The following is a 26,519-nucleotide window of genomic DNA, read 5'->3' as shown; positions in this document are numbered from 1 at the left end:
GTTAGTCCTCGTCCATCAGGTCGATCCCGATGGCTCGCTTGATCTGCTCACGCAGTCCGCCGCTCCCAGTGCCGCCGCCGAGCGTGACCATCACCGGCTCGACACTGGTCTCCGCGTCCTGCCTGACACCGCGTGAGAGATGCGACAGGTCGTCGTCGTGCATCACGACGATACCGATGTCGTCGTCGTTCAGCATCTCCTCGACGGCGTCGTCGAGCTGTTCGTCCTTCTCCTCGGCGGGCACGTCCGCGAACTTGCGGACGCCCGCCAGCCGAAAGCCCGTCGTGAAATCCGGGCTCCCGATGACACCGATTTCCTGGCTCATAGGTTCACCAGCTCCTGTTCGATTTCGTCGGGGCCGAGCCCGGCCTCACGACCGCGGGCGATAGCCCGGATGTTGTCGACCTCGCGCTCCTTTTTGAGGACGTAGGCCAACACCGGACAGACCGACAGCGGATAGCGGTTCGAGAGCCGGTCGGCGTATTCGAGCAGCGCCGCGTCCAGCGCCCGCTCGAAGTCGATGAGGTTGTCGGCCTCCTCAAGCGCCGACAGCGCCTGGTCGAGGTCGTCGCCGTATTTGCTCTCGCGGACGGCGCTGACCAGCTGGTCGAGGTTCGTCGACAGCTGTGCGATCTCCTGCTCGTCGAACAGCTTCCCGCCCTCGATGAAGTACTCTGATGGGTCGATGTCCGCGCCACTGTGGGCCAACCGGAGGGCGTTCCGGAGGTTTCGGAAGTCGACTTCCGTCTCCAGGAACTCGACGTACAGTCCGGTCGGGCTGTCGATCTCCGGGTTGTCCGGAAGCCCCGACAGCAGCGTTTCGTAGAACGCGCGGTCGAGCGCGTTCTCCAGCGGCACGAGGACGCCGCTTTCCTCGTACACGTCGAACGCTTCTGCCAGCGTGTCACCGAAGATTGTATCGTCGAGTTGCTCGACGACTTCCTCGATAGAGCCGGCGTTCAGCAGGTCCTCGACGCGCCGTTCGCTGAACTCGCCGGCCCGGATGAGGTCGTCCTCGACCTCGGTCCGTTCGGCGTCGGAGTAGAGCCCGCGGATGACGGTCTTGACGTTCCACACGTCGAACTTCCGCAGGTAGCGGGCGATGTAGTCGTACAGCGCCCCCTCTGACCAGCGAAGCAAGTCGTCGAAGTGTTTCGCGAGGTTCCGGTTCAGCGCGTACTCGACGAGGTCGACGCCGGAGAACCGAGAGCCGAGCGCGTTCATCTCGGTCTCGTACTCCGTTTCCTCCATGAAGCGGGCGATTTCGCCCGTCCCCATGCGGACCAGCTTCCGGTAGTCGTCATCGTCGAACAGCGACGCGCTGCGGGCGCGAACTCGTGCGATGACGTACTCGTAGTTGCTTCCCTGGCCGCTCGTTCCCGTTCGCGAACTCATTGGTCTTCGAACAGGCGGTCGCTGATTGCTTTCAGGTTGTCCTCCCAGACGTCCTCGAGGATGGAATCGAACGTGTTGTTCACACGGACTCGTGACTCGCTGCTCTCGACGACGACACCGCCGAGGCAGTCCCGCTCACCGGCGTACGTCGCGCCGTCGTAGTCTTCGAGTACATCCTCGAGAAGCGACTGGTCAGACGCACGGCCATACACCGACAGCTCGTCGCTGTCGTCGAATTCATCGACAGCGGCGTCAAGCAGTGCGCGTGTCAGTTCCTCCCGTCTGTCCCCTTCGAGGGCCGCAAGCGCGTCCTCTACGTCACCGTGAACGTCTTCGAGGATGTCACGCCGGGCGTTGAGTCGTGCCTGCTTGGCCTCGAGCTTCGCGGAGGAGAGCCGCTGCTCTCGCTCCTGCTCGATGGTCCGCTCGACCTCGGCCTCGCGTTCCTCGCGGATCTGCTCGGCGTCGGCCTCGGCGTCGGCGATAATCTCCTCGGCACGTTCGTCGGCCTCGTCGCTAATCTCCTGAGCACGCGCGCGGGCCTCGTCGCGGATATCCTCTACGACTGTTTGAAGGCTCATTATTGGAAAAGGCGGAGTGTTGTTAGACGACGAAGACGACGACAAGCGCGAGAATGACGAGCGTTTCCGGCAGGACTGTCAGGATGAGCCCGCGGCCGAACATGCTCTCGTCCTCTGCGATTGCGCCGACTGCGGCGGCCCCGATCCCACGTTCCGCATACCCCGAACCGAGCGCGGCGAGTCCGACGGCGAGCGCTGCGCCGGCCGAAGCCGGAATAGCTGGAGCACTGGCGGTACCTTCCTGCAGTACTGCGTTGACAAGGAGTGCGATGGTTTCGATCATGGATGTGTAGTCTCTGGAATTGCTCGTGTCCGAACAGGCGTATGTGAATCCACGTAGTTCATAAAGCTTCCCAAAGCGGTTCGTCAGCGTGCTGTTCGGGCGGTTTAGGGGCTCAGCTGTAGTCGGTTGTGAGCGTGTAGCAGTCAGCACCCTCGATTCAGTGGGCGAAACCAGCGGTAAACAGCCGCTATTAGCCCAGGAAGAAGGGAAGCGCGCGCTCAGTCCTCGGTCGTGTAGTTGCGCTCGTAGCCGAACGGGTTGTACCGCTTCCCGCCGCCCTCGAAGAACTTGCCGAAGAACTCCACGTACTCGAGTCGGACGCCCTGCAGTCCGGCGCTAGTGATACCGAGTACCAGCACGAGCAGGTGACCGATCACCAGGATGAGGACCCCGACCAGCGCGGCGGCGATCCCGGAGTGGATGAGTCCGGGGAACATGATCGCTTCCGCGCCGTATTCGGAGATCGCCCATTCGGGTCCGTGCCCGATGAGGAAGTGGAACTCGCCGTCGTGTGAGTACGCGCCGAAGAACAGCAGGTTGACCACGAAGGCCATCCCTGCCTTGGCCAGCAGCACGGCGGCCAGTCGGGTGTACGACAGGACGTTCACCAGCACGTTGAGGAACTCGACGACCTCGATTGGGTCGGCGAGTGCCAGCAACACGAGGCCGGCGAAAAACAGGACGAGCCACGCCGAGAACGGCGCGCCGAGGCCCGGAATCGTAAAGAGGTTGATTGCTGGCAGGCCGGTAAAGCCCCATGCGTACGGGTTCCCGGCGAAGACGCCTGCCTCAGCGGTGTAGAGGAAGTCAGGCGCTGCGCCGTTCGCGCCGGAGAACACCCACGCCCAGAGGCCAAACAGCATCAGCAGCCAGGACCCGCTCTCGGTGATCGCGTCCCAGAGGCTATGACTCAGGTTCTCGACGAAGTCGAATACCCAGCCCGCGGCCAGATGCACCGTCCCGGCGAGCAGGCTGATAGTCAGCCAGGCCAGCGCGTAATCGGCGTAGGTCGGCTGGAGTCCCTTGTGCATCGGCGGACTGCCGCCCCAGACTATCTCCCCGAGCTGGTGCAACCCGAAGAACTCGCCGTACAGCACGCCAAACAGCGCGGTGAACCCACCGGCCCACATCGCGACGCCGCCGAGGCTCTTGATCACGTCGCTGTCGACTTTCGAGTACAGTCCGTAACCCAGTGCCAGGTACAGCAGGCCGTAGCCGAGGTCACCGATCATGAACCCGAAGAAGGCCGGGAACGTCAGGAAGAAGGCCACCGTCGGGTCGAATTCGCCGTACTTCGGCCGATTGACGACCTCGACGAGGTCCTCGAAGGGCCGGACGCCGCTTGGGTTGTCCTGAATGACCGGCGGGTCGTCGCTGCCCATCGTGATGATGCCGCCGTCGGCGACAGTCTCCTGGGGTTGGCGCTCGCTTTCGGGCTCAGGCGCGTCGACGGAACTACCGACCGGTTCGCCGCCACTGCCGCCTTCCCGCTCGACTTCCTCGTGGGACTCCGCGTGCCCGTCACTGTCGTACTCGGCGATTTCGATCTTGTCGATGTCGACCGCCTCGCCGACGGCGCTCGAGACGGCGCGTTCGAACGCCTCGTAGCGCTCGTCCGGAAGCCAGCCTTCGGCGATGAAGGCGTTCTTCGTCGTCGCGAAGGTGAGCGGCGCTTCACCCTTCTGGGCCTCGATAGCCAGTTTCTCCTCGGCCGCAAGCAGGAACCCGGCGTGGTCCAGACGGAGCTCGTCGAGTTCGTCCTCGACGGTCGAGAGCTTCGATTCGAGCTGTTGTCTCTCGTGTTCCAGCTCCTCGAGATACGTCGACGGGTCGCCGTCGCCCTCCGGGATCTCGAGCCGGGAGAACGTCGCCCCGACTAGCGCGTCCTGCAGGGTATCTTCCTCGGCCTGTGCGAACACGGCGACGACACCGTCCTCGGTGAACAGCTCGAACGTCTCGACGTCGCTGTCCGTGAGGACGGCTTCGATTTCGTCGCTGTCACCCTCGCCGACGACGACTGACAGCGAGTCGTAGCCACGGAGAAGATCGAGGTCGATGCCGAGTGTGACAAACGGCGCCATCGTGTTGATGCGGTCCTCGACGGCCCGGAGTTCGTCGCGAACGTCGTCGCGCCGGTCGTCGAGTTCGTTGACCGCCGTGCGAACTTCTTCGAGTTGCTCCTCGATCGCCTCGTCGGTGACGACCCGGGTCGGACCGGCGTCCTCCTCGCTGACGTTCAGAATCGACTGCAGCGAGCGGACCGTGACGAGCTTGTCCGCAACCTCGTTGGTTCCGTCGAGTGAGTTCCCCGGGTCGAATCCGTCCCAGGTACCGTCGTACTCGGTGACGTGGAGCATATCGAGGTCGTGGACGGCCTCGATAGTTCCCTCCATCGTTCGTTTCGACCCCGTCACCGAGACGCGGCACATCTTCTCAGGTCTGAGCATGCACCGCCTCCTCAAACAGGTCTGTGACGTATTCGACTGCCTCGTCGATCTGTTCACTGGCCTGCTGTTCGAGGTCGTCGCGAGCGCTCTCACCGTCTTCGATAATCTGCTCGCGCTCGGCCTCGATCTCTTCGCGAGCGGCTTCTAGGCGGTCCTCGGCAGCCGCCTCGGCCTCTTCCCGCGCTGAGTCGCGGATTTCTTCGGCCTCCTCGCGAGCCTCCGCGATTCGGTCCTCGCGGTCTTGTTCGGCCTCTGCGACGATCTCGTCGGCCTCCTGCTCGGCCTCCTGTATCCTGTCAAGAACTTCTGGCCGTGGCATTCTCTAATCACGTGAGCGTTGCCAGAGCGGCTATTTGGTAGTTGCGAAGTTTCCCCGCCTGACAGACGGGCCAAAATCCGGGGAATTATGACCGCCAAACCCTAAGCTGGCAGTAATGGGAGTCCTCGAGAACAAAGCTCGCGCGCGGACGTTCTACAAGTACCTCTCGAAGGTGTACGACCAGATCAACCCCTTCATCTGGGACGAGCGGATGCGCGACGAGGCGATCGCGATGCTCGACCTCTCGCCCGACGACATGGTCCTCGATGTCGGCTGTGGCACCGGTTTCGCCACCGAGGGACTGCTCGAACACGTCGATACGGTGTACGGGCTCGACCAGAGCCCCCACCAGCTCTCGAAAGCCTACGAGAAGTTCGGCAAGTTCGGCGACGTCCGCTACCATCTCGGCGACGCCGAGCGACTCCCGTTCAAGGATGACACCTTCGACGCGGTGTGGTCCTCGGGGTCCATCGAATACTGGCCGAACCCCGTCGACGCCCTCGCCGAGTGCCGCCGACTGACCAAACCCGGCGGCAAGGTCCTCATCGTCGGCCCCGACTACCCCAACTCGACTGTCTTCCAAAAGATGGCCGACGCTATCATGCTGTTTTACGACGAGGAGGAGGCCGACCGGATGTTCACCGAGGCCGGGTTCGAGGAGTTCGAACACCACATCCAACAGTCCCGACCAGGCAGTCCGCGCGCGATTACGACGATTGCAGAAGTGCCCGAATAAACACTCCGGCCACGAGCGAAGCGAGTGGCCGCTTTTTCGCCCACGTTTTTGTGGTGAGCGGTGACCGGAGGTCACCCGAACCGGAAAAAGGTGGTCTGACAGTCCCGACCGGGGAGTCCGCGCGCCATTACGACGATTGCAGAAGTGCCCGAGCAACAGCGGTTGCAGAAGTACCGCGAATGTGACCGAGTAACAGCCGCCGATTCGCGGCGGGCGTAGCCGCTCGGGTCGCTATGCCGACCCACTGACCGGGACCCGTACTCGGTCGCCGTCCTGTGTGGTGGCGGTAACCGTGTACTCACCACGGGGTTCGACCGTCCAGAGGGCGCCGTCCGCGCCGGTCGTCCCGATCCGCTTGCCGTTGATCCTGACGGTCGCATCCGCCGTGGAACCCGTGCTGTTGTCGGCCACAGTGACGAGCAGCGGTCCCGACTCGAAGGACTGCTGGACGCGGACGCGAACCGACCCGTTCACGTTCGTCGCCACCTCCGACCGGTCGACCGTCGTCAGTTCGAGGTGCTGGGTCTCATAGAAGACGTTCGTCGTGCCGCCGTCGAGATAGGCGGTCAGCTGTCCGTTCGGGTGGTCGGCCTGTATCTGGTAGATTCCGCTCCGGCCGTACGCCTGGACGGACGGGTACTGCTCGCTGTAGAGCCACGGGTAGAGGTTCTCCGCCCGCGTGTTGACCGCACCGAGGGGGTCGTCGGTCTGGGCGAACTGGTCGGTCGCCGCCCGGTCGCGGTCCTGGCCGAGGTACGTCTCGCGAACGTATTCGCCATCGGAGACCGTCGACAGCATGTATCCCTCCGACGACGCCTCGACGTACACCGCGTTCGGCTCGGTCGTGCCAGCGGTTTCGGCGCTGATACGCTTGCTTATCGGGCCGCGGTACGTCCTGAGCACGCCCCTGTTGTTTTCAAGCCGGAAGCGCTGGTCCGGTGACAGCGAGTAGCCCGGTGCGGTGCCGGCGGCCGTCCGAACCCGTTCGAGCCGGTCGGCCAGCTGACGGGACTCGGCGTCGACCAGCGCCCGCTCTCGCAGGAACTCGGTGGCGGATATCGCACCGCTGGCGTACTGCTGGATTGCGAGTCGGTGCCGCTGTTCCAGGCTCTGTCGCTGGCTTTCGATATCGGTCAGCGTCTCGTCGACGAGGCGGTCGCGGGCGGCCACACTGTCCTGCTGGAAGAACTGCTGTTCGAAGTTCGTCGTCGCGTAATCGCTCCGAAGGTCGCGGGACCCGGCCGCAACCGCGACGCCGACGTCGAGCGAGGACCGGTTGTACGTCGTCGACCGCACGTCGCTGGCCGGGATTGCGAGGTGGTTCGTCGTGTTGTCCACGACCGTAATCTGTGGCAACTGGCCGCTGCCGTCAGTGGTCTGGGCCGGTTGGGCGAACCCGGCCACTGGGGCGGCCACAGAGACGACCATGAGGAGGATTACACCGACTGCGGGGAGGGGACGCATCAGCGTTGGATACTCGCCCACCGTACAAAAATCCCCCCATTCTCCATATCTCTACTATCACCTGAGAGAGCACGAGACCTTTCAAAGCGCCCGCTGACGTTTTATTCTTGGATGGAAAGGGTTTTGCCCCCAGAACGTGCATCGATGAACGAGAATGACCCCGCGGGTATCAGGTGCCCTCCTCCTCCTTGTCCTGTTTGCCCTGTTGGCGACCCCGCCGCTTGCGACAGCGACAGCGACGGATGCCGTCCCCGCCCAGCAGACGACCGGGACGCCGACACCGGTCGCCGAGAACACGACGTTCGCCCTGCAGATACAGTCAAACGGTGATGCCAGGTGGACGATAACAGACACCTACGCGCTCGAGGAGACCGAAACTGAAGCGTTCAGAGACACCGGCGAAGAGTTCGCGAGTGACGACGGCGGGGCGGTGTGGTTGCCAGCGTTCCGGGAGGCGAAAGACGAGGCCAGCACCGTCACCGGCCGCGAGATGGACATCACCGCCATCAACCGGCGGTACGAGGTATCCGACCGGAAGGGACAGCTCGTCCTCGAGTTCACGTGGACGAATTTCGCGACCGTCGACGGCGAGAACATCGTCGTCGGGGACGCGTTCAACTCCACGGACGGCACGTGGTTCGGGACGCTGACCGCCGACCAGCGACTCGTCGTCTCGCCGCCGCCCGGGTACGGGGTCGAGAGTGCCCCCAGCGCCGTCGAAGACGGAAAGCTGGTCTTCGAGGGACGGCGGACGTTCGAGCCGGGGTATCTGTCCGTCGTGTACACCGGCGAACAGCCAAGCACACAGACGCCGGCACAGACCCCAGAGTCGATTTTCAGCGGCATCAGTTCGGTTTGGCTCGGCGGGGTAGTGCTAATGGTGCTGCTCGTCGGTGCCGTCGGTTACATGTTCAAAAGCGGGTACACCGACGGGCTGCCGTCGGTTGCAGGCGGGTCCGACGACGGCGGAGAGAGCAGTGCCGGGGCGGCAGCGTCGGCGAGCGACACGGCGGCTTCGGACGATGTCGACGTCGAACTGCTCAGCGACGAGGAACGCGTCGAGCGGCTCCTCGAAGAGAACGGCGGACGGATGAAACAGGCCCGGATCGTCTCCGAGACCGGTTGGTCGAACGCGAAGGTGTCCCAGCTGCTCTCGTCGATGGACGAGGAGGGCCGTATCGACAAGCTCCGTATTGGTCGGGAGAACCTCATCTCGTTCCCGGACGAGGACATCACCGACTTCGACGAGTGACGGTCCGGGCGGCTCGGATGTAAACGAGTCGGGCGTGGTTTCTGGTTCGAAAACGTTTATTCGCTGTCCCGTCGGACTGCCGGGTATGAAAATCCTTGTCACGGTGAAGGAGGTGGCAGCCGTCGACGACGAGTTCGAAATCGACGGACTCGAAATCGACGACCGGTACGTCACAGCCGACCTCAACGAGTGGGACGAGTACGCCGTCGAGGAGGCCGTCCAGATAAAGGAGGCCCACGACGACGTCGAGGTCGTCACCGTCACCATTGGCCCGTCCGAGACGGACGAGACGATCCGGCAGGCGCTGGCGAAGGGGGCCGACCGCGCGGTCCGCGTCTGGGACGACGCGCTCGAAGACGCCGGCCTGCTGGACCCCGAGACGAAAGCCGAGGTGCTTGCCGCCGTCGCGGCCGAGGAAGACCCCGATCTGGTGTTGACCGGCGTCCAGTCCGCCGACGACGGGTTCGGGGCGACTGGCGTCACGCTGGCGGATAAGCTCGACGTGGAGTGGGGCGCTGTCGTCAACGACCTCGAACTCGACCTGGAGGCAGGTGTCGCCAGCGTCCACCGGGAGCTGGAAGGCGGCGTCGAGGAACTCACCGACATCGAGATCCCTGCCGTGCTGACGATACAGACCGGGATCAACGACCCTCGATACGCGAGCCTCCGGGGCATCCGGCAGGCCCAGAGCAAGGAACTCGCCGAGTACGCCCTGGCGGATGTCGGCCTCGACGCGGCCGCGATAGCGAGCCCGCTGGAGCAGACCGCGCTGTACGAACCTGAAACGGAGGGTGAGGCGACGGTGTTCGAGGGGAGTCCCGAGGAGACGGCCAGCGAGCTCGCTGCGCTGCTCGAAGAGAAGGGGGTGACCAGCTGATGTCAGTCCTCGCAATCGCCGAACACAGGCGCGGAGAGCTCCGGCCAGTGAGCCTGGAGCAGCTGGCGGTCGGTCGCCACCTCGCCGACGAACTCGGCGGCGAGCTACACACCGCCGTCATCGGCGGCGACGTCGAGTCGTTCGGGTCGAAACTGAACCGCGAGGGCGTCGACGTCGTCCACACCGTCGACATCGGCGAGGAGTTCAACCACGACGTGTACACGCAGGTCGTCACCCAGCTGGCCACGGAACTGGAACCGACAGTCCTCCTGATGCCCAACAGCGTCAACGGCCTCGATTACGCGCCGGCAGTCGCCAACCGGCTGGACCGGCCGCTCGTGACCGACGTGGTCGACATCGACGCCGAGGACGGACTCACCGTCGCCAGGGAGCTGTACGGCTCGAAAGCCGAGACGACGATTGACGTCCACGCCGACCAGGCGGCCGTGACCATCCGCCCGGCCGAGTGGCCGACCGTCGAAGAAGCGGGGGACGCCGCCATCGAGGCGTTCGACGCGGCCATCGACGAGAGCGCGGTCAGGTCCACTGTGAAAGGCTTCGAAGAGGTCGGCAGCGGCGACGTCGACATCACCGACGCCGACGTGCTGGTGTCCGTCGGCCGCGGTATCGAGGAGGAGGAGAACTTAGACATCATCTACGACCTCGCGGAGGCGCTGGACGCGACAGTGTCGGGTTCGAGACCGCTCATCGACAACGGCTGGCTGGAGAAAGACCGGCAGGTCGGCCAGAGCGGGAAAGTCGTCACGCCGGACGTGTACATCGCCATCGGGATTTCCGGGGCCGTCCAGCACGTCGCCGGCATGAAAGGCTCGGACACGATTGTCGCCATCAACACCGACCCGAACGCGCCGATCTTCGACATCGCCGACTACGGCATCCAGGACGACCTGTTCGAGGTCGTCCCGGCGCTCATCGAACAGTTCCAGTAGCCGTCACACACCGAATCGCGGGTGACAAGGTACTTTTTACGGTAGTCCTAAGGGAGCGGTAATGGAGTATCTCGAGCGCCGGCGGGACCAGGTCGAGGAGCGGTTGGAGGCTGTCCTCGACAGCGTCGAACCGGACGAGCTCGCCGACGAAGTCCGCCACGTCGCACTCTCCGGCGGGAAGCGGGTACGGCCGACGGTAACGGTGCTGGTGTGTGAGGCGCTGGGCGGGGAGCCGGCCGATGCCGTCGATTTCGCGGTCGGCATTGAACTCGTCCACAACGCCTCGCTGGTCATCGACGACATCATCGACGAGTCCGAGCTCCGACGGGGGTCCCCGGCCGCCTGGGAGGCCTTCGGTCACGGCCCGGCCATCATCGCCTCCGACGGCCTGCTCGGCGAGGCGTTCGACCTCTTTTCGACGGACGAGCGCGCCATGCAGACCGTCTCCGACTCGATGGTCGAACTGGGCGAGGGCGAGGCGATGGAGCTGGTCGCGGAGCCCTCAAACGAGGAGGAGTACATGGAGCTGGCCCGCCGGAAGACCGGCGCGCTGTTCCGCGCTGCGGCGGAGCTGGGCGCGATTGCCGCCGACTCGGACCCCTACACGGTCGAGGCGGTCGGTCGGTACGCCGAACGGGTCGGCGTGGCGTTCCAGATGCGCGACGACGTGCTCGATGCGACGGCCGACGCCGAGACCCTGGGCAAGCCGGCCGGAACCGACGCGGAGATGCAGCGCCCGTCGCTGGTCGAGGTGACGGACCTGACGACCGAGGAGGCAAACGAGCGGGCGCGGGCCCAGTCCGACGCCGCCCTGGAGTCGCTGTCGACAATCAACGCGCCGGACTCCCAGTCGATGGAGTACCTGCGCGACCTCGCGGAGTTCGTCGTCGTCCGCGAGCGGTGACCCGTTCCGAACGGGAGGGCTTTTGCCCGCTGCTCGATTACGCCCGGCAATGACAGTTATCGGTATCGTCGGGCTGCCGGGCAGCGGGAAAAGCGAGGCAGCGAACGTCGCCGCCGAGATGGGCGTGCCGGTCGTGACGATGGGCGACGTCATCCGCGAGGAGTGCCGCGACCGCGGGCTGGACCCCGCAGCGGACCACGGGACGGTCGCGAAGGCGCTCCGGGAGGAGAACGGCCCCGCCGCCATCGCCGAGCGCTCGCTGCCGATGATTGAGGCGGAACTCGAGTCGAACGACGCCGTCCTCGTCGACGGTATCCGGTCGGACGTGGAGGTCGAGGCGTTCGAGTCGGCGTTCGGCGATACATTCCTGCTCGTCGAGATAGACGCCCCGTTCGAACTGCGGGCCGACCGCCTCGACCTCCGCGGGCGGGACACCTCGGCAGCCGACGGAGGCGAATCGCTGGAGGACCGCGATGCCCGCGAACTCGGGTTCGGGATGGGCGAGGCCATGGAGATGGCCGACCTGACCATCGAGAACACGGAGACGCTGGCCGCGTTCCAGCGCAACGTCCGAACGCTGATTCGGGACGGACCGGAGGCGCTGGACCGATGAGCGCCGTCTACGCCGTCGACATCCGGATCGAAGCCCCGGTCAACGACACCGAAGTGACCGACCGGGTCGCCGACGCGATTCGGAACCTCTTCCCGGAGGCCGACCCGACCCACCAGCACGGCGAACTCGTCGCCGAGGTGCATACGATGAACGGGTTCTCCGAGCTCCTCCACCGGCGCGAGATCCTGGATACAGCTCGGTCGGTCTTCTTCGACAACCTGGAGGGCGATACCTTCGCGTTCGACCTAAAGAAGCAGGCGGCCTTCGAGGGGCGGATCAACTTCGCGGTCGGTGACCCCTCGGAACTGGGCGACATCCACGTGAACGTGACCGTCCACGAGCCAAGCGCCGAGGAGTACATCGACTACGTCGCGCCGCCGACCGAGGACGGCCAGCCCATTTACGACGACGACACATGACGACGACCATCTGTTTCGATCTCGACGACACGCTCGTCCACTATCCGGAGCCCTACGAGAACATCCTCCGCAGGACGGTCCAGGCCCACGACATCGAGTACACGGACGAGCTCCAGGCGGTTAGCAAGGACGTGTTCTATACGGCCTTCGAGGCGCTGGAGCCGGAACCGTTCCGGCAATCGATGGCTGCTGTCGTCGAGGCGGCCGGGGCGGACGCGGACATCGACGCGCTGGTCGAGACGCTCAGAGAGACCGAGTACGCCTCGACGACTGTGCCCGACGCGGCCCGGGATAGCCTGCCCGGACTCGCCGCCGACAACCAGCTCGCGATTGTCACCAACGGCGTCCGGGACCGACAGCTGGGCAAGCTCGACCACCACGGGCTGGCCGACCTGTTCGACCGCTTCGTCGCCTCCTACGAGGTCGGTGCGCACAAGCCCGATAGCGCGCCGTTCGACCGGGTCCGGGAGAAGCTTCCGGCCGACGAGTACGTGATGGTCGGCAACGAGTACGAGACCGACGTGGAGGGCGCACGGAACGCCGGCTTCGTGCCGATTCACTACGAGTCAGGCGACGACGGCGGGCCGGACCTCTGGGACGCTATCGACGCACTGGTGTAGCGCGCCCAGTGGCCGCGACTGGACAGCACGGGCGTCAGACGGTCGGCCGGCGGGTTCAGGCCAGAACGGCAGTGAGAATAATGCCGGTGTTCCACGCCGTCACCGCGACGCCCAGTAGCGCCAGGCCGAGCGGGACACCGATGGAGTACGGCCAGGAGACGTACTTCCAGACGGCGAAAAAGCCGACGAACACGAAGGCTTTCAGGCCAGTCAGCACCAGCAGCGCGTGCTGTTCCAGCAGTAGTTTGACGACCGGGCTGAGTTCAGTCACGCCGTTGATGTTGTAGCCGACGAGCGTCGTGACGAGGTCGCCGACACCGAAGAAGGCGACGGCGACCGCCCACAGGGCGACGACGGTGTTCGACGGACCGGCGAGTCGGGAGGGCTGCCGCCAATTCATAGCCTCTGCTACCGGGCCACCGTACTTCGTTAGTAGTCGCTTCACTGACAACTAAAGGTGGTAAGCTACTCTTTCGAACGCGGAGACCACGGTGTTGCCTGAGCCGTGTGTTGGCGAGGACCGACAACCGGGTGGCGTCTGTTCCGACGAAGCAGGTCTGTACTGCGGGTAACCACTGCCTTCCGAACGGGACTCTCCACAGCGCCGACCGTAGTGCCGCGGCCCAGCCCACGAACTCAGAGCCCGCTGACGAATATCGCGAGCCATTCCCCGAGTTCCCGGCGCTTGCTGACCCGGACGGACTCGACCCACTTCACCCACTGGAAGCCCCGGCGGCCGGGCGCGACGAGTCGGAGCGGGTAGCCGTGCCCGTGGGCCAGGCGCTCGCCGTCGACGTGGGTGGCCAGCACGGCATCGCGGGCCTCCGCCAGCGGGAGGCTCCACCGGTAGCCGGTCACCGACCGGAACTGGACCCACGCCGCCGCGTCGTCCGGGTCGGCGGCATCGAGCAGGTCGCCGACGCGAACGCCCTGCCACTCGTGCCCGGAGTACCAGCCGCTCGTGCAGTCGAGGACCGCCGATTCGGTCGCGACCGGCGAGAGTTCGCTGGCGGCGTAGCTGGTCTCGTGGGCGACCCGGCCGGCGACCGACAGCGACCAGTCGGTCGCGTCGACCGGGTCCGGGTCGTCGGCGACCCAGCTGGTGACGGGGAACCGGTTGCCGTCGTCGGTCCCCTCCTCCCGAGAGCCGGTGAACCGTCGGTCCGCGCCGGCCGAATCCAGCGCGTCGTTGACCGGTCCCTGGACTCGCCAGAGGAGCGCACCGGCGGTCACCAGCCCGGCGTACCGGAGGACGTCCCGGCGGCCGCCGCGGGTGGCCTGTGCCGGGGAGTAGAACCGGCTGCGGAGATGTACCAGCAACAGCGGCGGGACCAGCAAGCCCAGCGCGACGTGCAGGTGAAACAGTCCCCACGGCCCGAGGTCGAGCGTCCCGCCGAATATCCACCAGACGCCGGTTCCCAGCGCGCCCAGCGCGACCACGGCCAGGCCGACCGAGAGAACCCGTGCTCCGGTGAGCCGCGACGGGGCGACGCGATGGGAGACGCGATGAAGCTTCACCGGCAACAGGAGCGTCAGAACCACGCCGGAGACCGCGTGGATGTCGATTATCCACGCGCGGCTGGGGATGCCAGCGAAGGCGGTCGCGACACCGGTGGCAAGCAGCGTCGCCACCGCCGCGAACAGCCCCCAGTCGACCGCCCGTGGCGTCGGCGTCACCCGGCGGAGAGCCATGTCAGTCGTTAGCACTGGAGCGGTTTATACTGTCACGTCGTGCTGGGGTCAGTACGACTGCCGCAGGGCCGTCTCGCCGCTGGGGGTCCGGACGACGACAGTGTCGCCGTCGTTGTTCCAGACCGCCCCGTCCCGGTCCCAGTAGCGCTCGGTGTCAGTGTCGGTTCCGCGACCGGTGTAGAGGGTCACTGACGCGTTCGGGCCGATTGATAGGTCCGTGAACGTGTACTGGTGGCCTGCCTCGTCGCTGACGGTCCACCCGGACAGGTCGAGCGCCGTTTCGCCGGTGTTGGTGAGCGTGACGTACTCGTCGTTCAGGTTCTGGTTGTCGTTGCCCGCGGCGTCGGCGTGGATGTCCGTGATTGCGACATCGCTGGCGCTCCCGGTGATGGTCCCGCCGTCAGCGATAGCTGTACGGGTCAGTTCACCCGGGTCCACACAGCGCCAGAGCCCGCGCCGTTCGGTGCGGGCGCGGTCCTCGGCCGCGTAGAACCGCTCGGCTCGTTCAAATCCGCTGTCGTACACGCGCGCGTGCCCGGTTTCGACGAGCCGGTAGTTGAACAGGGACCCCTCGAGGACCACGTAGGCCAGCAGCCGGTCGTAGTAGCCGCGCCGGTTCAGTTCCGGGTCGAACGCGAGCCCGACCGTCTCGCCGAGGAGCCGCTGCTTGGCGAGCGACGACGCGTTCGTGCCGGCCCCGCGGAGGCAGGACACACCGGCGGCCGTCTCGGGGACGCCCTCGAACTCCGCAGGGTCGTTCTCGGCCTGGACTTCGGGCGTGTCGACACCGACGAGCCGGACCGTGTCGGCAGTCCCGTTCCCGTAGGCGACCTGGACCGTGTCGCCGTCGACCACGGCCGTGACGGTCACGGTGACAGCGGGCTGTGGGACGTCGACTGCCGGCTGGCCGTCGACGGCGGTCCCCGCCGACCGGGACGGCGGGTCGGTGAAGCCGCTACAGCCGGCGACAACAACCAGGACAACGACGAAACCGACCCCGAGCCGTCGCATTGTCGGGCTATCGAAAGCCGGCGACACAAGGGTGCCGGTGTCGGCGGGCGGACTGTTATACGTTTGCCATGAGTGGGGTTCGACACAATGCTCGTCCCGCTGCCTGTCAGAGAGATCATGCGGACGCCGGTCAGAACTATCGGCCCCGACGCCCCGGTCGTCGAGGCGGCCCAGCGGCTCCACGACGAGGACATCGGCTCGCTCGTCGTCGAGGACGACAGCGGCTGTGTGGGTATCATCACGGAAAGCGACATCGTCGCGGTCACCGCAGCCGAGGGAGACACCCGGGCGCTGACGGTCGGTGACGTAATGGCCGAGACGCTGGTGACAATCACCCCCGACGCGGACATCAGTACGGCCGTGGAGCGACTGCGGACGAACAACGTCAAGAAACTGCCCGTCGTCGAGGACGGGTCTCTCGTCGGCATCGTCACGACGACCGACCTCTCGGACTACATCCCCCATATCCGGCGGACGAGGGGCCCGAGCGGCGAGCCGTCACAGCGGGAGCGGTTCACTCGGCCGGACACGCTGTACGAGAACGAGGACTGGACGTTCGAGAGCTACGGGACCGCCGACGGTATCGACGTCGGGGACCACGTCCGGTTCAGCAAGACGATAACGCAGGCCGACGTGGAGGCCTTCGCGGAGGCGAGCGGCGACACGAACAGGCTCCACCTCGACGCGGAGTTCGCGGAAGGGACGCGCTTTGGCCGCCGGATCGCCCACGGAACGCTCGTCTCCGGACTCATCAGCGCGGCCCTGGCGCGACTCCCCGGGCTGACGATCTACCTCTCCCAGGAACTGAGCTATCAGGGACCCGTCGACATCGACGAGGAGGTCACGGCCCACTGCGAAGTCGTCGAGCGCATCAACGACACCCGGTTCCGACTGGCCACGGCCGTCGACGACTCAGAGGGCAACTGCGTCGTCGAAGGCGACGCCGTCGTCATCTCCGACCCGATTCCCGACACGGCCTGAGCCGACGGCCGGGTCATAGCACGTGTGACGGGGGCTGAACCCCGCAACAGTCCGTGTTTCATGTTACCAAATAACAATTGTTAAGAATCCGCTAACAGATAGAACAGATATGGACACTGTCGAACGGCCGACATTCGAGACCAGCGCGGCGATGGAGGTGTATCAGTCCGTCGAGCGACACGGGAGGGCGGCACGGTACAGGGTCCGTGAGATGGTGGACCTCTCGCCGGACGCCTTCGACGAGGCCCTGTCGCACCTCCTCTCGAAGGGGTATCTCGAAGACGACGGCGGGACCCTGACGCTGGCGCTCGATGTCGGCTCCGTCGAGCAACACACCACGAACGGGCTGACGTACACGATTCGGCCGGCCCGCAACGACGACTTCGAGGGACTCGTCCAGACCATTCGGAACGTCTCAAGCGGCGGCACGTACGTCGTCGCCGAGAGCGTCGCCGAGCAGCTGCTGTACGAGAACGCCGTCACGCGGCACAATACGGTCGAATCGAGAGTGTTCTTCGTCGCCACAGTCGACGGGGCGGTCATCGGCTGGTGTCACCTCGATATCCCGCAACTGGACAAGCTCCGCGAGACGGCCCAGCTCACGGTCGGGGTCAGAGAGGAGCAGCGAGGCCAGGGCATCGGAAGCCAGCTCATGCAACGCGGGCTGGACTGGGCGAACGCCAACGGCTACCGGAAGCTGTACAACAGCGTGCCGGCAATCACGGAGAACGCGATGATGTTTCTCGAGGACCACGGCTGGCACACCGAGGGTATCCGCAGGAACCACTACACCATCGACGGCGAGCAGGTCGACGAGGTGATGATGGCCTACACCTTCGAGTGACGCTGGGCCACCGTCGTCTCACTACAGTAGGACGACCAGCGCCAGCGCGATCCAGACGATTTTCAGGCCCGTGTTGACGACGATGACTTTCGAGCCGAACTCCCGGCCCCAGATGCCGTACTGGAACGGTATCGACCGCTTGAACGTCGAGACGGCAAACGAGATGATGCCGCCGACGAGCATCGTCGCCACGGCGGTCCGGGCGGTGAAGGTCCCGTTCCGGATGAGCGGCGCGATGACCGTCGCTCCCGAGGTCGTGTCGAGGGCGTAGGCGGCGATGACGGGGATGGCCGCCCCGGGCAGGCCGAGCACCCCGGCGAACCCGTCGGCGGCAGCGGTCACGGATGCCCCGTCACTCCCGAGGACCGCCAGGAGTTCGTCGCCGTAGGCCACGAGTAACGAGACGACGGTGTAGATAGCCGCCAGCCGCGGCAGGATGTCGCGGACCTTCTCCCCCGTCGCATCGAGGGCAGTCCTGACCGCCGCCCGGCGGCTGGACGGGCGGTCGTCGAACACGTCGCCCGCGTCGTCGGCCGTCCCACCGTCGGGGGCCGGGCCGGCACCGGCGGCCGGCCGACCGACGGTTGACCCGTCCAGCAGAACCGCGCCGGCGGCGATACCCGTCAGCGTGATCGCCAGCGCGATGAGTCCCCGCGTGGCGACGTACAGCACCCCGACACGGAAGCCCAGGATAGGGATGAGAATCGGCGCGTAGAACGTGATGATGTGCTGTGCGAAGCCGAAGAACGTGTTGATGGTGACGGCGACTAACGTCGCGCGGTCGGACAGCACGCCGGACTCCCGGAAGTCGGCGAGCATGCCGTAGCCGGCGGTCGTCGACGCCGTCGTCGTCAGGATGGCGGTCCCGACCTCGTCCGGGAGGTTCGCCGGCGACGTGAGGTAGCGCGAGACGACGGCGATCTTCTCGACCAGCCCGAACGCGACCGCCAGTTCCGCGAGGAACACGCCGAGAGAGAGGAAGACGGTGATACGCAGAACCCGGACGGCGACCTCCCCGAGGACAGCGACTGCCGGGTGGCTGAGCACGGTGGCGACGAGCGACTGCACACCGAAAAGTTGGACCTTACCCCGCAAATGCCCATCGATAGCGTCAGTCGCTTCGAGGGAGTCTGTCGCGTGTCTGCCAGCGGCGACCGTTCGGGACCGTCGATTGAGGCGCGGCTCCGAGCCCTCAGACGAACACGCGGACAGCGCCGAACAGCACCACCACGCCCAGCACGTCACAGACGTTCGTGACGACGGGGATGACCACGTCGTCAGGGTCCAGTTCGAACCGGTAGGCGGCGTAGGTCGTCACCGTCGTCACGACGATAGCCAGCACAGCCAGCAGACTCCCGCTGACGAGCGCGACGAGGACGACCGTCCGGAGCGGAAGCGCAGTACCGCCGACGACGGCCTGGAGGAGCCACGCGCCAGCGCCGACGAGCGGGAACAGCGTCACCGCGAGGGCAACGGTGGCGATAGCGTTGCCCGCCAGTCGGTCGTCAGTCGCGGTAAAGGACAGGAGGCCGAGGTGAAACGCCGTCGAGAACCGCGCCGCGAGGATGCTGCCGAGGTTCCCCGCCATCCCGATAGTCACCGGGACGAGCACGAGCAGCGACGGGTACTGCAGCAGCGTTCCCTCGAAGGTATCGAGGACGAGGCCGCTCCCGAGCTCGATAGCGGTGAGCACGACCAGGATGGGGAACATCGTCCGGACGATGCCCGAAACCGACCACTGAGAGGCGAACTCCGCCACTCAGCCACCCCCCAGCGCGAGGACGAGGCGGGTCGCGCCCAGCAGCGTCGCGATGCCGACCACGTCGCCCGTCGTCGTCACGACGGGGCCGGCCAGCGTGTCCGGATTGAGCCCGCGGCGGTACCCGACGAACACGACAGACACGACGGCGAGAGTCAGCAACAGCCCGGAGACGAAGCCAGCGATGAGCGCGATGGCAACGAGGGTTGCGAGGGAGGCCGACGGTCGACCGACCAGTCCGAGCAGGGCGACGGCCATCACCGCGGCGACGCCGCTGATGAGAACACCGTTTGCCAGTGCCGCCGCGACGGCGGCGTTGATGCGGTCGTCGTCGAAGGAGAACCTCGGGTCGATGAGCCCCTGGTGGAGTGCCGACCCCAGTCGTGCGCCGAGCGAGCCGTAGACGTTCCCCCGGGTGGCGAGCAGCGCCGGCACGAGCACGAGCAGCCCGGCGACGTCCTGTAGCTCCGCGTCCATGCCGCCGAGGACGAGGCCCGCGAAGAGGCCGCCGACCGCACTGAGCGCCAGGACCGGGAGCGATTCCCGGTAGGCTTCGAGTGCCACCTCGCGGACAGTCATTGCAGGCCGAAAGACGGCGAGCAAAAAAAGCCCCCCGATACCGCTGGCTGCCACTCAGCCGGCGGTCGACCGGGCCCTGTCGTACCACGGTGGCGGCCCGACCGTCGTGTTCCCGACCGCGGTGAACGTGACCGTCCTGGTTACGGTGACCGGTTCCCCGCCATCCGTTGCCGTCGTGTACTCGGTCCGGTAGTCGCGGACGAGTCCCGACCGAGTGACGTGGGCGACGAGCGTGGCGTTCTCCCGGGACGCCCACGCTGTCGGGGTCTCGTTCTCCCGCAACCGGTCACCTCTGATGACGTAGACGATCCCGTCTGACTGCTGGGACTGCAGGGTCCGCGTGTGAAACGGAGCAACGGTCCGAGTCACGTCGGCGGCAGGCCGACCGTTCAACGCGACGGCGTGGACCCAGTATCGCCACGTTCCGGCGTAGCTGTCCGGCGGGTCGTACTCGTTGTGGATGGTCCGGTTGTCCCGCACGAGTCGGCGGAGATAGGTGTCCCCGTCGGACCAGAACGACGCGGTCGCCGGCGGCCGACCGAGGAGCACCGGGGCCGCATGCCCGCGGACCGAGATGTTTGCGAGATGTGTCCGGTTCGCGTCCAGCGCGACGTGGACGCGAAGGTGGGACCGCAACGACCCGTTCGCATACCGGACGGTCCGGTTCATCGTCAGCGTGTACCCGGTTCCGTTGAGCCGGTCGCCGTGAGCGGAACCGAGAAGCGTTGGACTGGTGACGCCCGTCGGCCCGACGCCGGCCGGGTACGTGGTCGCGGAACTGGTCGGTACCGGGGCAGGCGTCACCGTCGCCGACGAATCGTCGCCACTGAACCCGAACCCCCCACAGCCCGCGGTAACGACGACGGTGATGACGAGCAGCTGCCACCCCATATTCCTCGTCATGTTATAACAAACCATTCAGGTCGAAATAAGTCTACGGATAGCCGTTTGGCCGGAGTATGTCGGTTCCTAGATGTGAAATCGTTGATTGACTTACCGAAACTATTATGATGAATTCAGACTCCCTATGGAACATGCCAACTAATGGCAGTTCGGTCAACCGACGACAGTTGTTGAAGAGTACAGGCGTCGCAGGTGTAGCAGGTCTGACGGGACTGGCCGGTTGTTCCGGTGGCGATGGTGGCGACGGTGGTGGCGACGGCGGCGACGGCGGTGGCGACGGTGGCGACGGTGGCGACGGTGGCGGGGACGGTGGCGACGACTACCCGGCGCTCGGGAACTTCCCAGTCGAGGGCGATACGGTCACCTTCGGGTTCAACGTCCCACAGTCGGGACCCTACTCCTCGGAAGGCCAGGACGAACTCCGGGCGTACGAACTCGCCCAGAAACACCTGAACAACGGGGGTGGCTGGGTGGACGACTTCGAGGACCTCAGCGGCGACGGCGTCCTCGGCTACACCGTAGAGTCGGTGAACGGCGACACGGCGACCGACGCCGACACTGCCCGCCAGTCCGCATCGCGGATGATAAACCGTGACGACGCGGTGATGATTTCGGGTGGCTCCTCCAGCGCGGTCGCCATCGCCGTGCAGGGACTCTGCCAGACGGAGAGAGTCATGTTCATGGCCTGCCTGACTCACTCCAACGACACGACGGGGAAAGACTGTGTCCGCTACGGCTTCCGGGAGATGTTCAACGCCTACATGACCGGGCAGGCGCTCGCACCGGTGCTGGAAAGCGAGTACGGCTCGGACAACACCTTCTACCAGCTGTACGCCGACTACTCCTGGGGGCAGACCGTCCAGGAGTCGATGAACCAGTTCCTCACCGACATCGGCTGGGAGGAGATCGACAGCGTACCGACGCCGCTCGGGACTAGCGACTTCTCCTCGTACCTCTCCGAGGCGGCAAACAGCGGGGCCGACGTGTTGCTGCTCGACCACTACGGGCTGGACGGCGCGAACTCCGTCTCACAGGCGGTCGACGCGGGCCTCGACGAGGACATGGAAATCGTCGTCCCGCTGTACAACCGCCCGATGGCCCAGGCAGCCGGTGGGTCTATCGAAGGCGTGTTCGGCACGATTGCCTGGGACTCCCAGATCGACAACGAGGCGTCGAACTCCTTCACCGAGGTGTTCCAGGAGGAGTACGACCGCGTCCCGTCCGGACCGGCCCAGCTCGCCTACTCTCAGACGCTCCAGTACGCGGCCGCCGCCGAACGAGCGGGCACGTTCTACCCGCCGGAGGTCATCCGCCAACTGGAAGACTACGAGTACGACAACATCGGGATGGGCGCCGAGACGATGCGAGCCTGTGACCACCAGGCACAGCGAGACATCCCGGTGGCCCGGGGACTGCCGGAGGCCGAACAGTCCGAGGGGAACTTCATCGACATCGTTGAGATCACGTCCAGAGACGACGTCGGTTACGCGTGTGATTCCGGTCCGGCCGCGGAGTGCGAACTCGGCGAGTACGGAGACGAATAGGTCACAATCCGGACACGGGGCCGCGCCCCTCATGATTTATAGTGCATGAGTTCGCCTTACTTGATACACCAGAAATAGCATGATTAGAAATGATGAAATAGTACGAGAAGAGTGCGGTGGGGGGAGTCCGGCGTGACGCTACTCGCGGATATCCTCACCATCCTGTTGAACGGGCTGCAACAGGGCGCTATCTACGTCCTGCTCGCGGTTGGCTTGTCGATTATCCTCGGGACGCTGAAATTCGTCAACTTCGCCCACGGGGCGCTGTACCTCGTAGGTGCGTATCTGGGGCTGTTCATAACTGGACAGGTTCCGCTGAATGACGGCCAGTTAGCCGAATGGGGTATCCAGTCGTTCGGTATCGGACTGGGATTCATCGCGGCGCTAATCATCGTGCCGATCGTCGTGTTCATCATCGGCCTCCTGATGGAGCGGTTCGTCGCACAGGCGTTCTACGACCGCCCCGATACCGACCAGATCCTCGTGACCTTCGGGCTCGCAATCATCGTCCAGGAACTCCTCCGGGCGATGCTCGGCGGGAACAGCCAGCCGTTCCCACAGCCCTCGTGGGCTTCCGGCCCAATCGCGCTGCCCGTCATCGGGAACTTCCCGCGCTGGCGACTCGGCGTCATCGCGATCACGGCAGTCCTCGTCCTGGGCGTGTACGCCCTCGTCGAGTACACTGACTTCGGGCTCATCGTCCAGGCCGGTACCCTCGACGGCGAGATGGTTCGGCTGCTGGGCATCAGACTGAGCCGACCGTACCTCGTCGTCTTCGGTATCGGTGCCGCGCTCGCCGGCGTCGCCGGCGTCGTCGGCGGGCCGCTCGCCAACGTCAACCCCAACATCGGGACCGAACAGCTAGTGCCGGCGTTCCTGACCGTCGTCATCGGCGGCGTCGGGAAGATAGAGGGGGCCGTCGTGGCCGGGCTGATGCTCGGAACGCTACAGGTATTCCTCATCCAGACCGGTAACGCCGCCTGGAGCCAGGTCGGCATCTACGCGCTCGCGGCGCTCGTCCTGCTGGTACGTCCGCAGGGCCTGCTGGGCTCGGAGGTGGACGTCTCGTGAGCGACGAACCGCGCGACGCGACCGCGACGGCGACGGCCGACGCGGATGCGGAGGTCACCGGCGGCTTTGCCGACCGGTGGGCCAGCTTCCGCGACCGGGAGATATCGACGGTGCTGCTCACCGTCGTGGGCGTGGCCGTCTTCCCGTTCCTCTTCAACAATTTCCTCGACGGCTACACGCAGCTGGCGACGCTGATGCTCATCTACGGCATCTTCGCCGTCGGGTTCGACATCCTGCTCGGGTACACCGGCCTGCTGTCGTTCGGCCACGCTGTCTTCTTCGGCGGTGCGGCCTACGCCGCCGGCATCTTCAGCGCGAGCGTCAGTAGCTCGCCGCTGCTGGTGTTGCTCGCCGGGACGGCGTTTGCCGTGTTGCTGGCGTGGATTGTCGGGTTCCTGTCGCTGCGCCGCGGCGGAATCTACTTCGCTATCCTGACGCTGACGTTCGGCCAGATGTCATTTTACCTGGCGGCGTCGCCGCTGGCCTTCCTCACGAACGGCGAGAACGGCTTCACCTCCGTGGACATCGGGAGCCTGCTGGGCGTCATCGACATCCACGGCGGGGTGCCGTTCCCGCTGTCGATGCTGGTCGACAACATGCTGTACGTGTTCGTGGCGGTCATGACGGTGCTGGCAGTCGCGATGGCGAACCGCATCCTCCACTCGCCGTACGGGACCGTGTTCCGCGCGATTCGCGAGAACGAGCGGCGAGCGGAGTTCGTCGGCCTGGACGTCTGGCGGTACAAGCTCATGGCGTTCATCATCTCGGCAGCCTTCGCCGGCATCGCCGGGAGCCTGTTCGCCATCGAGGGGAACTACGTGCCCCTGCAGTCGCTGTACTGGACCGAGTCCGGTCGTGTCGTCATCATGACCGTGCTGGGCGGTGTCGGGTCGCTGTTCGGGCCGCTGTTCGGCGCCGGCCTGTACCTGTACATCGAGAACATCGTCAGCGGGTTCCCGACGCTGGGGCCCTTCTGGCACCTCATCCTCGGCGTCGTGTTCGTCGTCGCCGTCGTCCTCTTCCCCGACGGTATCTGGGGCGGGATCAACTACATCCGTGACATGGTCGTCGGAGGTGAGGACGAATGACGGTCCTCGAAACAGAGCAACTCACAAAGCAGTTCGGCGGCCTCACGGCCGTCGACGAGGTCGACCTGGAGATAGAACAGGGCGAGGGCGTGAGCCTCATCGGCCCCAACGGCGCTGGGAAATCCACGTTCATCAACCTCGTCACGAGACGGCTCGAACCGAGCTACGGCGAGATAGCGTTCCAGGGCAACTCCATCATCGGGATGGACCCCCACGAGGTCGTTCAGCTGGGGATGAGCAAGTCCTTCCAGACGGCCTCTATCTTCCCGGAACTGACAGTCAAGGAAAACGCCACCATCGCGGCGTTAGCGGCCGAACACGGCTCGTTCCGGTTCAACTTCTTCCGGCACCAGAACAGCTATCCGGCAGTCGATGAACTGGCGAACGAGGTGCTCGAATCGGTCGGTCTGTACGACGAGCGGGAGAACAACGCCGACAGCCTCGACTACGGGAACAAGCGACGGCTCGAACTCGGCATCGCGCTGGCCGCCGAGCCGGACATGCTGCTGATGGACGAGCCGACCGCCGGGATGTCGCCCGACGAGACCAAATCGACCGTCAAGCTCATCAAGCGGGTCAAACAGGAACTCGACCTGACTTTCCTGCTGGTCGAACACGACATGGAGATCGTCTTCGACATCTCCGACCGCATCGTCGTCCTCAACCGCGGGTCGGTCATCGCGAAGGGGACGCCCGACGAAGTGCAGGACGACCCCGCAGTGCAGGAAGCGTACCTCGGAGGTGTCGAGGAATGACACTGCTCGACGTGGACAACATCAACGGCTACTACGGCGAGAGCCACATCATCCAGGACGTGTCGATGAACGTCGACGACGGCGAGATCACGGCCCTGCTTGGCCGCAACGGGGCGGGGAAGACCTCGACGCTCCGGTGTATCTCCGGCGCGACGCCGCCGGACGTCCGGAGCGGCACGATCCAGTTCGACGGAACCGACATCACCAACGACCCGCCGGAGGACATCGCTGTCCGCGGCATCTCGCTGGTGCCCGAGGAGCGACGGGTGTTCACTGACCTCACGGTCGCGGAGAACCTCCACCTGGCGGATACGGTCCGTAACAAATCGAACACTTGGCGTCGGAAGCTCGACTTCCGCGACGAGGGGATGTCGACGGACGAAATCTACGAGTACTTCCCGCGGCTCGACGAGCGCCGGTCCCAGAAGGCCGGAACCCTGTCGGGCGGCGAGCAGCAGATGCTCGCCATCGCTCGCGCGCTCCACCAGAGCACCGACCTGCTGATGCTCGATGAACCCTACGAGGGGCTGGCCCCGCAGATCATCCAGTCCGTCGAGAACGCCATCGAGCGCATCAGCGAAGACGGGACGACGATCCTGCTGGTCGAGCAAAACGCCGTGGCGGCGATGAAAATCGCCGACCGGTGTTACGTGCTGGACCGCGGGCAAGTGGTCTTCGAGGGGCCCGCCGAGGAGCTACGGAAAGACCAGGAAACGCGCGACAAGTATCTGGGTGTCTGAATGTCGAAACCACAATCCCCCGAAGCGTTGCTCGAGGCACTGCAATCGGAAGACGTCGTCGTCGTCGACCCGGACACGGACGAGGTCAGCACGACGGAAGCGTTCGAGGCCGACCGTGAGGTGTACTACGACACCTACGTCACGATGGGCGACGGGGAGTTCCACGAGTCCGTCGCCGACGTGTTCGGCCTCGATTCGGCCGCCGAAGCGGCCCAACGAGTCGACGAACTCGACGTTTCGCGCGAGGAGTTCGCCACGTTCCTGACCCTGCGGTCCACCGTCGACGACTCCTACACCACCGTGGAGCTGACGACGATGGCACAGATGGCGACCGAACTGGGTCCGGAGACGCCGGTCCCCGACGGGGTCGAACACCTCGACGACGACAGCTACGAGGCGTTCGTCGACGCCCACGACCGGTGTGTCGTCACGGTGTGGAAACTGTTCTGTGACCCCTGCGAAGCGATGAAAGCGGAGCTAGACGACGTCCTGGCCGCGTTCCCGGACGGCGTCCCGGTCGGCGGCGTCGCCGGCGAGCGGTCGCCGGAGTTCTGTCGGTCCGTCGGTGTCAACGCCGCGCCGGCCGTCGTGCTGTTCGAGGACGGCGAGCCCGTCGAGCGGATCACTGGCCGGACGGACCCGGCGCCGCTCGCGGACCGGGTCGAAGAAGTGTACGGCGTCTGACTGCGGCG

Annotated in this window: 30 protein-coding genes; 16 read left to right on the top strand and 14 right to left on the bottom strand. The window is 65.6% G+C overall.

What is annotated here, in order from left to right; genetic code table 11:
- Nucleotide 1: 1 nt before the first annotated feature.
- The 6 genes from KZ498_RS19750 to ahaH form a co-directional block, all read right to left on the bottom strand.
- Nucleotides 2-325 (bottom strand): V-type ATP synthase subunit F, encoded by a 324-nt coding sequence (locus KZ498_RS19750; protein ID WP_312621013.1) that lies wholly within the window; start codon nt 323-325, stop codon nt 2-4.
- Nucleotides 322-1,395: a V-type ATP synthase subunit C gene (locus KZ498_RS19745; RefSeq protein WP_312621012.1), complete on the bottom strand. Its 1,074-nt coding sequence runs from the start codon at nt 1,393-1,395 to the stop codon at nt 322-324. The genes KZ498_RS19750 and KZ498_RS19745 overlap by 4 nt, the downstream gene beginning before the upstream one ends.
- Nucleotides 1,392-1,976, bottom strand: a complete 585-nt coding sequence (locus KZ498_RS19740) for a V-type ATP synthase subunit E (RefSeq protein ID WP_312621010.1) — start codon at nt 1,974-1,976, stop codon at nt 1,392-1,394. The genes KZ498_RS19745 and KZ498_RS19740 overlap by 4 nt, the downstream gene beginning before the upstream one ends.
- A 22-nt stretch (nt 1,977-1,998) precedes the next feature.
- A complete protein-coding gene (locus tag KZ498_RS19735; RefSeq protein WP_004518385.1) occupies nt 1,999-2,259 on the bottom strand; it encodes a F0F1 ATP synthase subunit C in 261 nt (86 codons plus the stop codon).
- 218 nt (nt 2,260-2,477) lie between these two features.
- Nucleotides 2,478-4,706 (bottom strand): V-type ATP synthase subunit I, encoded by a 2,229-nt coding sequence (locus KZ498_RS19730; RefSeq protein ID WP_312621002.1) that lies wholly within the window; start codon nt 4,704-4,706, stop codon nt 2,478-2,480.
- Nucleotides 4,693-5,025 carry an ATP synthase archaeal subunit H gene (gene ahaH, locus KZ498_RS19725; RefSeq protein ID WP_312621000.1) on the bottom strand — a complete coding sequence of 111 codons (333 nt, stop codon included), beginning with the start codon at nt 5,023-5,025 and terminating at the stop codon, nt 4,693-4,695. Before ahaH ends, KZ498_RS19730 begins: the two co-directional genes overlap by 14 nt.
- 115 nt (nt 5,026-5,140) lie before the next feature.
- On the opposite strand from ahaH, the gene KZ498_RS19720 reads away from it, so the two are divergent.
- On the top strand, nt 5,141-5,761 hold the full coding sequence (locus KZ498_RS19720; RefSeq protein ID WP_312620998.1) for a methyltransferase domain-containing protein: 621 nt from the start codon (nt 5,141-5,143) through the stop codon (nt 5,759-5,761).
- 231 nt (nt 5,762-5,992) lie between these two features.
- Here KZ498_RS19720 and KZ498_RS19715 read toward each other — a convergent pair whose 3' ends face one another.
- Nucleotides 5,993-7,225: a hypothetical protein gene (locus KZ498_RS19715; RefSeq protein WP_312620996.1), complete on the bottom strand. Its 1,233-nt coding sequence runs from the start codon at nt 7,223-7,225 to the stop codon at nt 5,993-5,995.
- Between the two features lie 154 nt (nt 7,226-7,379).
- On the opposite strand from KZ498_RS19715, the gene KZ498_RS19710 reads away from it, so the two are divergent.
- The 7 genes from KZ498_RS19710 to KZ498_RS19680 all read left to right on the top strand — a co-directional run bounded on the left by KZ498_RS19710 (nt 7,380) and on the right by KZ498_RS19680 (nt 12,860).
- Entirely contained in the window at nt 7,380-8,477 is a 1,098-nt protein-coding gene (locus KZ498_RS19710) for a hypothetical protein (protein WP_312620994.1), read from the top strand.
- 85 nt (nt 8,478-8,562) lie between these two features.
- Nucleotides 8,563-9,354 carry an electron transfer flavoprotein subunit beta/FixA family protein gene (locus tag KZ498_RS19705; protein ID WP_312620992.1) on the top strand — a complete coding sequence of 264 codons (792 nt, stop codon included), beginning with the start codon at nt 8,563-8,565 and terminating at the stop codon, nt 9,352-9,354.
- Nucleotides 9,354-10,304, top strand: coding sequence for an electron transfer flavoprotein subunit alpha/FixB family protein (locus KZ498_RS19700; protein WP_312620990.1), 951 nt, complete (start codon nt 9,354-9,356; stop codon nt 10,302-10,304). The genes KZ498_RS19705 and KZ498_RS19700 overlap by 1 nt, the downstream gene beginning before the upstream one ends.
- 61 nt (nt 10,305-10,365) lie before the next feature.
- Nucleotides 10,366-11,208: a polyprenyl synthetase family protein gene (locus tag KZ498_RS19695; protein ID WP_312620989.1), complete on the top strand. Its 843-nt coding sequence runs from the start codon at nt 10,366-10,368 to the stop codon at nt 11,206-11,208.
- Between the two features lie 49 nt (nt 11,209-11,257).
- A complete protein-coding gene (locus tag KZ498_RS19690; RefSeq protein ID WP_312620987.1) occupies nt 11,258-11,821 on the top strand; it encodes an AAA family ATPase in 564 nt (187 codons plus the stop codon).
- Nucleotides 11,818-12,240: an RNA-binding domain-containing protein gene (locus KZ498_RS19685; protein ID WP_312620985.1), complete on the top strand. Its 423-nt coding sequence runs from the start codon at nt 11,818-11,820 to the stop codon at nt 12,238-12,240. Before KZ498_RS19690 ends, KZ498_RS19685 begins: the two co-directional genes overlap by 4 nt.
- Nucleotides 12,237-12,860 (top strand): HAD family hydrolase, encoded by a 624-nt coding sequence (locus KZ498_RS19680; RefSeq protein WP_312620983.1) that lies wholly within the window; start codon nt 12,237-12,239, stop codon nt 12,858-12,860. Before KZ498_RS19685 ends, KZ498_RS19680 begins: the two co-directional genes overlap by 4 nt.
- A gap of 55 nt (nt 12,861-12,915) precedes the next feature.
- Here the strand turns inward: KZ498_RS19680 and KZ498_RS19675 are convergent, their stop codons facing one another.
- The 3 genes from KZ498_RS19675 to KZ498_RS19665 all read right to left on the bottom strand — a co-directional run bounded on the left by KZ498_RS19675 (nt 12,916) and on the right by KZ498_RS19665 (nt 15,563).
- Nucleotides 12,916-13,260, bottom strand: a complete 345-nt coding sequence (locus KZ498_RS19675) for a hypothetical protein (RefSeq protein WP_312620981.1) — start codon at nt 13,258-13,260, stop codon at nt 12,916-12,918.
- Between the two features lie 236 nt (nt 13,261-13,496).
- Nucleotides 13,497-14,552, bottom strand: coding sequence for a molybdopterin-dependent oxidoreductase (locus KZ498_RS19670; RefSeq protein ID WP_312620979.1), 1,056 nt, complete (start codon nt 14,550-14,552; stop codon nt 13,497-13,499).
- Between the two features lie 48 nt (nt 14,553-14,600).
- Nucleotides 14,601-15,563 carry a lamin tail domain-containing protein gene (locus KZ498_RS19665; RefSeq protein ID WP_312620977.1) on the bottom strand — a complete coding sequence of 321 codons (963 nt, stop codon included), beginning with the start codon at nt 15,561-15,563 and terminating at the stop codon, nt 14,601-14,603.
- A gap of 87 nt (nt 15,564-15,650) precedes the next feature.
- Between KZ498_RS19665 and KZ498_RS19660 the strand changes: the two genes are divergently transcribed.
- Both KZ498_RS19660 and KZ498_RS19655 read left to right on the top strand, forming a co-directional pair.
- Nucleotides 15,651-16,544: a CBS domain-containing protein gene (locus KZ498_RS19660; RefSeq protein ID WP_312620975.1), complete on the top strand. Its 894-nt coding sequence runs from the start codon at nt 15,651-15,653 to the stop codon at nt 16,542-16,544.
- Between the two features lie 109 nt (nt 16,545-16,653).
- Nucleotides 16,654-17,388, top strand: coding sequence for a GNAT family N-acetyltransferase (locus tag KZ498_RS19655; RefSeq protein ID WP_312620974.1), 735 nt, complete (start codon nt 16,654-16,656; stop codon nt 17,386-17,388).
- 21 nt (nt 17,389-17,409) lie between these two features.
- Here the strand turns inward: KZ498_RS19655 and KZ498_RS19650 are convergent, their stop codons facing one another.
- From KZ498_RS19650 to KZ498_RS19635, 4 genes are all read right to left on the bottom strand, one after another.
- Nucleotides 17,410-18,456 carry a nucleoside recognition protein gene (locus KZ498_RS19650; RefSeq protein ID WP_312620972.1) on the bottom strand — a complete coding sequence of 349 codons (1,047 nt, stop codon included), beginning with the start codon at nt 18,454-18,456 and terminating at the stop codon, nt 17,410-17,412.
- 124 nt (nt 18,457-18,580) lie between these two features.
- On the bottom strand, nt 18,581-19,147 hold the full coding sequence (locus KZ498_RS19645; RefSeq protein WP_312620970.1) for a magnesium transporter: 567 nt from the start codon (nt 19,145-19,147) through the stop codon (nt 18,581-18,583).
- Nucleotides 19,148-19,726: a magnesium transporter gene (locus KZ498_RS19640; RefSeq protein WP_312620969.1), complete on the bottom strand. Its 579-nt coding sequence runs from the start codon at nt 19,724-19,726 to the stop codon at nt 19,148-19,150. It lies immediately after the preceding gene.
- A 54-nt stretch (nt 19,727-19,780) separates the two neighbouring features.
- A complete protein-coding gene (locus tag KZ498_RS19635; protein WP_312620968.1) occupies nt 19,781-20,629 on the bottom strand; it encodes a hypothetical protein in 849 nt (282 codons plus the stop codon).
- A 131-nt stretch (nt 20,630-20,760) separates the two neighbouring features.
- Here KZ498_RS19635 and KZ498_RS19630 point away from each other — a divergent pair, with 131 nt between their 5' ends.
- From KZ498_RS19630 to KZ498_RS19605, 6 genes are all read left to right on the top strand, one after another.
- The gene (locus KZ498_RS19630; RefSeq protein WP_312620966.1) at nt 20,761-22,173 is read left to right on the top strand and encodes a substrate-binding protein; all 1,413 of its coding nucleotides are present in this window, start codon (nt 20,761-20,763) and stop codon (nt 22,171-22,173) included.
- A gap of 132 nt (nt 22,174-22,305) precedes the next feature.
- Nucleotides 22,306-23,244: a branched-chain amino acid ABC transporter permease gene (locus tag KZ498_RS19625; RefSeq protein ID WP_312620964.1), complete on the top strand. Its 939-nt coding sequence runs from the start codon at nt 22,306-22,308 to the stop codon at nt 23,242-23,244.
- Nucleotides 23,241-24,332 carry a branched-chain amino acid ABC transporter permease gene (locus tag KZ498_RS19620; RefSeq protein ID WP_312620962.1) on the top strand — a complete coding sequence of 364 codons (1,092 nt, stop codon included), beginning with the start codon at nt 23,241-23,243 and terminating at the stop codon, nt 24,330-24,332. The genes KZ498_RS19625 and KZ498_RS19620 overlap by 4 nt, the downstream gene beginning before the upstream one ends.
- Complete coding sequence (locus KZ498_RS19615) at nt 24,329-25,087, top strand: ABC transporter ATP-binding protein (RefSeq protein ID WP_312620960.1); 759 nt, start codon at nt 24,329-24,331, stop codon at nt 25,085-25,087. The genes KZ498_RS19620 and KZ498_RS19615 overlap by 4 nt, the downstream gene beginning before the upstream one ends.
- Nucleotides 25,084-25,827: an ABC transporter ATP-binding protein gene (locus KZ498_RS19610; RefSeq protein ID WP_312620959.1), complete on the top strand. Its 744-nt coding sequence runs from the start codon at nt 25,084-25,086 to the stop codon at nt 25,825-25,827. Before KZ498_RS19615 ends, KZ498_RS19610 begins: the two co-directional genes overlap by 4 nt.
- Nucleotides 25,828-26,511 (top strand): thioredoxin family protein, encoded by a 684-nt coding sequence (locus tag KZ498_RS19605; protein WP_312620957.1) that lies wholly within the window; start codon nt 25,828-25,830, stop codon nt 26,509-26,511.
- Nucleotides 26,512-26,519 lie beyond the last annotated feature (8 nt).

The sequence above is a fragment of the Haloarcula sp. 1CSR25-25 genome, from assembly GCF_032027985.1.
Classification (GTDB): domain Archaea; phylum Halobacteriota; class Halobacteria; order Halobacteriales; family Haloarculaceae; genus Haloarcula.
The sequence above is the reverse complement of the archived record's forward strand: the minus strand, read 5'-3'. Positions and strand labels throughout refer to the sequence as shown.